Genomic DNA, 1129 nt, shown 5'->3' on the forward strand with positions numbered 1-1129 from the left:
GCGGCCTGTCCGCGGCCCTCAAAGCGCTCCACCAACGCGGCAAACAGGGCTATGCTGCCTTCATCCGTAGCCTGCTCCTCCGGGCTGACGGGCATGACGCTCAGGCGTTCTGTGTCCATCTCCACCAACTCCGGCACGTCATAACGGGCATGCATGGCCTCGTGGGCCAGCGCCATGTTGGCTTCCAGCATCCTTTGCCGCGAAAGCAGACGCATCCTTTCCTGCTGCAAAAGACGTCTTTTTTCCTCCAGATGCCGCAACAGGTCGCGCGGGTTGGGCGCGCGCATATAGCTGCGGATGTCTTTGAGCGAAATGCCCACATCCTTGAACATGCGGATCATGTCAAACTCGTAAAACTGCTCCGCCCCGTATCGGCGATAGCCCTTTTCTGAAACACGCCTGGGCCTGAGCAGCCCTTCCCTGTCATAAAACAGCAGGGTATCCTTGCTGGTTCGGCAAAGTCTGGCGAATTGGCTTGTACTCAGATACTTCATACTTTCTCCTTGACTCTGGACCCGCTCCATACCTTATGCTGACTGATGCCCTTACAAACAGCAAGCAGACAGCAAGGGCTGCGGTTTCCGGCGTCTGTTTTACGCCGCCGCTCTTTGCCCATATCATGAAGCGTTCCGGCAGAAATACGCCGCCATCGCATTTTCGGCGCAAACAGGCGCAACCCACTTCCCCTGCGGGAAAAACAGCCCGCTTGACCATACTGTGACCATATGTGTGACCCTGCCATGAATAATACCCTTCATAAGACCATTGCCAAGAACAATGACGGGCAACTGCCCGACCCCCCAGGCAAAACAGCCCCCTCCCGCCGTGCGCGCAGGCGCATACTGCTGGCGGTTATGGTGGCCTACCTGCCCATTGCCGTGGACCTGACCATCCTGCACATCGCCATTCCCTCCCTGACGCTGGCCCTTCAGGCCACAGGCACGGAAATTCTGTGGATTATCGACATCTATCCGCTGATCATGGCGAGCCTGCTCGTCCCTATGGGTACGCTGGGAGACCGCGTGGGACCGCGCAAGCTGCTGCTGGCGGGATTGACCATTTTTCTGGCGGCATCGCTGGCCGCCGCCTTCTCTCCTACGGCCAAGGCCCTTATCGGGGCGCGGGCTGG

General features: G+C 58.8%; 2 protein-coding genes. One reads left to right on the forward strand and one right to left on the reverse strand.

What is annotated here, in order from left to right:
- The coding region (locus tag V6C07_RS07710; RefSeq protein WP_333535790.1) for a MerR family transcriptional regulator at positions 1 to 494 on the reverse strand (494 nt) is incomplete at its 3' end.
- Between the two features lie 246 nt (positions 495 to 740).
- Between V6C07_RS07710 and V6C07_RS07715 the strand changes: the two genes are divergently transcribed.
- Positions 741 to 1129, forward strand: a 389-nt coding sequence (locus V6C07_RS07715) for an MFS transporter (protein WP_333535792.1), incomplete at its 3' end; no start/stop codon positions are given.

The sequence above is a fragment of the Desulfovibrio sp. 1214_IL3152 genome (assembly GCF_036763055.1).
Lineage (GTDB): Bacteria > Desulfobacterota > Desulfovibrionia > Desulfovibrionales > Desulfovibrionaceae > Desulfovibrio.